5 protein-coding genes and 1 pseudogene are annotated in these 3,291 nt (G+C 66.1%); 3 read left to right on the plus strand and 3 right to left on the minus strand.

All coding sequences use genetic code 11. The features are described 5' to 3' along the window. A pseudogene (locus VN856_RS11870) lies at window positions 1-377 on the plus strand (methionine--tRNA ligase); the annotation flags it as partial. Here the strand turns inward: VN856_RS11870 and VN856_RS11875 are convergent. Genes VN856_RS11875 through VN856_RS11885 form a run of 3 tightly spaced genes read right to left on the minus strand, consistent with a single transcriptional unit; the run spans window position 374 to window position 1,689 of the window. Next, window positions 374-790, minus strand: coding sequence for a nuclear transport factor 2 family protein (locus tag VN856_RS11875; RefSeq protein ID WP_325689198.1), 417 nt, complete (start codon window positions 788-790; stop codon window positions 374-376). The pseudogene VN856_RS11870 and the gene VN856_RS11875 sit on opposite strands and share 4 nt — an antisense overlap. Window positions 791-841: 51 nt before the next feature. Next, window positions 842-1,204 carry a hypothetical protein gene (locus VN856_RS11880; protein ID WP_325689200.1) on the minus strand — a complete coding sequence of 121 codons (363 nt, stop codon included), beginning with the start codon at window positions 1,202-1,204 and terminating at the stop codon, window positions 842-844. 20 nt (window positions 1,205-1,224) lie between these two features. Then, window positions 1,225-1,689, minus strand: coding sequence for a DUF1772 domain-containing protein (locus VN856_RS11885; protein ID WP_325689202.1), 465 nt, complete (start codon window positions 1,687-1,689; stop codon window positions 1,225-1,227). Between the two features lie 101 nt (window positions 1,690-1,790). Between VN856_RS11885 and VN856_RS11890 the strand changes: the two genes are divergently transcribed. Together VN856_RS11890 and VN856_RS11895 are read left to right on the plus strand one after the other, a co-directional pair. Next, complete coding sequence (locus VN856_RS11890; RefSeq protein ID WP_325689204.1) at window positions 1,791-2,369, plus strand: TetR/AcrR family transcriptional regulator; 579 nt, start codon at window positions 1,791-1,793, stop codon at window positions 2,367-2,369. Window positions 2,370-2,455: 86 nt separating this feature from the next. Continuing rightward, window positions 2,456-3,291, plus strand: an 836-nt coding sequence (locus VN856_RS11895) for an NAD(P)/FAD-dependent oxidoreductase (protein WP_325689206.1), incomplete at its 3' end; no start/stop codon positions are given.

Consider the following 3,291-nt stretch of genomic DNA (forward strand, 5'->3'; position numbering starts at 1 on the left):
CCATCGCCGACGGTCTGCTCGAGCGGGTTCGTGCCGAGTTCGACAGCCAGGCAATGCATCTGGCGCTGGAAACGATTTGGTTGATGCTCGGCGCGGCCAACAGGTACTTCTCGGCTCAGGAGCCCTGGGTGTTGCGGAAGCGTGAGGCTCAGGCGGACCAGGTTCGCTTCGCCACCGTGCTCTATGTCACCTGCGAAGTCGTGCGCATTGCGGCGCTGCTGATTCAGCCGGTGATGCCCGACTCGGCAGGCAAGCTGCTCCACCTGCTCGGCCAGTCGCAGGAGCAACGCAGCTTCGCCGCGATCGGTGAGCGGCTCGAGCCCGGCATTGCGCTACCGGCGCCCACCGGGGTGTTCCCGCGCTATCAGGTCGACTAGCCCGGTGGCCGACCGGAGGTCCAGGTGACGTGCATGGCGGTACGGGCGATGCGCCAGCCTGCGGGAGTGTGGACGAAATCGGCCTCGCTCCAGGTGCCGCTGCTGAACAGATCCCCTTCGGGGTGGACGTGATTATTGACCTGGTTCCAGCGAGCCGATGCTCCATCGCGACGAGGGCTCCCGTCGATCAGATAATTCATGCCGAGGTGTTGGGTGCGGGCGAAGCGCAGCACACCGTGGCGTGTGTTCGCCACGATCCCGTCGATCCCCTCGGCGTTCCCGATGGGAAACTCGACGACCGCGTCGTCGGTGAAAAATCCACGCGCCCAGTCCTCGTCGAATGCGCGCTCGTCCAGCGAGCACAGGTATCGGTCGACCAGTTCGGCGATCTCGTTCTTAGTCGTGATGTCCATACCTGACGCTAAAACCACAACCATGCTTTAGGTCAAGTCGACGAATTCCTACTAGGGGCTGAGGCGAACCCGAACGGTCACCCGTCCGTTCTCGTCCCGATACGCGACCGCATGCCCAGCACGCTCGACCCCGTCGAGCGTCAACGACATCGGAGCGCCGTCGCCGAGGAAGTTGCGCCACCACGTCTTGGCGTCGGGAATGTTCGGAACGATCTCGATCTCGTCACCGCGGCGGCGGTAAGCCACCGGCATGCTGAACGTGCGTCCCGAACGACGCCCGGTATAGGTGATCAATGTGATGCTGCGCCGCAACATCTTCCCGAAGCGCGGGGAGGCCGCGAGCGCCACGATCGGTGCGTTGAAAAGCGGCGCCCCGCGCATCAGCAGGCGCCCGAGATTTGTGCTTATGGCCATGGTGTCGATCCTTTCCAGTTTCAGGTCAGCAGCGCTGTGCACAATGCCGTGACTGCCAAGCCTTGCAGGACGGCCCTGATCGTGATGACCCTGTCCCAATTATGTTGTAGTTCCCGGGCATTGATCGACGGGTCGGACTGGTCGGCCGCAGCGGTGAGTTGGCGGTTGATCGGCGCGCTCACTCGCAGGTAGATCAGCAGCCACACCACCAGCAGTCCGACGGCCACGCCGGCCGCGATGGCTTGCGTCCCGCGCCCGGCCGTTGCGGCGAACACCGTGCTGATCGCCGCGGCCACCAGGCCGAGCACTCCGGGTACCGGCATCCGCCGGTCGCCGTAGCGATGGATGTTGCCCATCACCGCGAGCAGGGCCCGGTCGTCGATGCGGGCCAGCGCGGGCCGTTGCACCATCGCGCAGAACACGTCCGTCCCGTAGACCACCCCGGTACCCAGCACCGCGACCAACGCGAACAACTTGGCGATCATGGCGCGCTCCTCGTCTGTGGTAGGTGTTAGCGACGCTAACCCTTGGCCTCAGGGTGTGTCAATAGCGCCGCTAGATTAAATATCAGCGCTATTATGACCGGATGACCATCGAGGATCGCCGGGCGCGCGAGCGAGCCGCCCGACGCCAGCTCATCACCGCCACGGCACGCAAGCTGGCCGAAGAGGAAGGCTGGGACGCCGTCACCACGCGCCGGCTGTCCACCGAGATCGAATACAGCCAACCGGTGCTCTACAAGCACTTCTCCGGTATGGAGGACATCGTCGCGTCGGTCGCGGTCCAGGGATTCGGCGAACTCGGTGGCGCGCTCTCCGCAGCGCGCGTCGGGGCGACCGACGACCGGGACGCGCTGGCCCGAGTTGCCCACGCGTTCATTGGTTTTGCCCGCGACAACCCGGCGTTGTTCGACGCGATGTTCATCCGGACCACGACGCTGCCGTTCGCCGCCGAGGACACGCCGGCGGAGCTCAATGCGGCGTTCGCCGAACTGCGTGCGGCGGTGGACCTGGTCGCGGGTACGCGGGATCCCGACACGCTGGCCGAAGTGGTGTGGGCATCGTTGCACGGCCTGATCACCCTGGATCGGAGTGGCCGGTTACGCCCGGACCACCACGCCGAGCGGGTCGACACCCTGATCGCCGGACTCGTCGCAACAACGTGAGCCTGGTCACAACGTCTCCAACGCTGTCACAACAGCGGTCCCGGCGGTGTCTTGAGGACAGCAAACCCGCGAGGACAGGAGACAACATGACCGCCCAACGCACTCACATCGTCGTGATCGGCGGCGGATACGCCGGCACGCTGGCCGCCAATCATCTGCGGCTGCGCGCCGACCTCGACATCACCGTGGTGAATCCACGTCCGGTTTTCGTCGAGCGAATCCGGTTGCATCAGATGGTCGCCGGCAGCGGCACCGCAGCCGTCGACTACGGAACCCTGCTCGGTGACGGCATCCGGCTCGTCGTCGACAACGCCGATCGGATCAACACCGCGCAGCGCTCCGTCGAGCTGACGTCTGGGACTGTGCTGCCCTACGATTACCTGATCTACGCGGTCGGCAGCACCGGCGTGGTTCCCGCCGCGGTACCCGGCGCTGTCGAATTCGCCTACCCGATAGCCGAATTCGAGCAAGCCGAGCGACTCCGAGGTGCCCTGGACGAGCTGCATCCCGCCGCGCCGGTCGTCGTCGTCGGCGCCGGGTTGACCGGCATCGAAACAGCCTCCGAACTGGCCGAGCAGGGCCGGAGGGTGACCATGGTGTGCGGCGGCACACTGGGTCTGTCACTGAGCGAGCCGGGCCGCCGTTCGGTGGCCAAGTCGTTGCACCGCCTCGGTGTGGAGGTCCTCGAGACCGCGAGCGTCGACAAAGTCCGCCCCGACGGGGTGGTGCTGGATGACGGCGTCGTGCTGCGCAGCGCGTTGACGATCTGGACGGCGGGTTTCGGCGTGCCGGATCTGGCTTACCGCAGCGGGCTTCGCACCGATGCGCTGGGCAGGCTGCTCACCGATGAGACACTGACCAGCGTGGACGATCCCCGCATCGTGGCGGCCGGTGACGCCGCCGCGCCGTCGGGCCACCCGCT

Source organism: Mycobacterium sp. (genome assembly GCF_035603715.1).
Lineage (GTDB): Bacteria > Actinomycetota > Actinomycetes > Mycobacteriales > Mycobacteriaceae > Mycobacterium.

What these genes read in the sequence shown, in the direction of transcription:
- VN856_RS11875 (WP_325689198.1), bottom strand. Translation starts at nt 790, where the DNA reads ATGGACATCACGACTAAGAACGAGATCGCCGAACTGGTCGACCGATAC.
- VN856_RS11880 (WP_325689200.1), bottom strand. Translation starts at nt 1,204, where the DNA reads ATGGCCATAAGCACAAATCTCGGGCGCCTGCTGATGCGCGGGGCGCCG.
- VN856_RS11885 (WP_325689202.1), bottom strand. Translation starts at nt 1,689, where the DNA reads ATGATCGCCAAGTTGTTCGCGTTGGTCGCGGTGCTGGGTACCGGGGTG.
- VN856_RS11890 (WP_325689204.1), top strand. Translation starts at nt 1,791, where the DNA reads ATGACCATCGAGGATCGCCGGGCGCGCGAGCGAGCCGCCCGACGCCAG.